Below are 305 nucleotides of genomic sequence, written 5' to 3' on the forward strand. Positions count from 1 at the left end.
TAAAGAACAGGGGAAAATCGACGGTCATTATGTAGATGTAATGGCAATGGAAAAAATACTTACAAAGTAAACAGGTCTCTAAAATGAGAGACCTGTTTTTTTGTATTAATCACAGCAGCAGGATGTCTTATCAACAGAAGGTTTTGGTGTTAGTTTACAAACTCCTGTTTCAGGTAGTTTTAATTCCACACGTTCAGCAGATTCCTTATCACCAGTGATATATGCTACAACAGAGCGAGCCTGCTCGTAACCAGTAGCTAATAAGAATGTCGGTGCTCTTCCGTAACTTTTTGAGCCAATAATAT

1 pseudogene is annotated in these 305 nt (G+C 37.7%); it reads right to left on the bottom strand.

What is annotated here, in order from left to right:
• Window positions 1-105: 105 nt before the first annotated feature.
• Window positions 106-305: pseudogene (locus tag LNN34_RS21850) on the bottom strand (flavoprotein); the annotation flags it as partial.

The sequence above is a fragment of the Bacillus sp. AF23 genome (assembly GCF_020861455.1).
GTDB lineage: Bacteria > Bacillota > Bacilli > Bacillales > Bacillaceae > Bacillus > Bacillus halotolerans.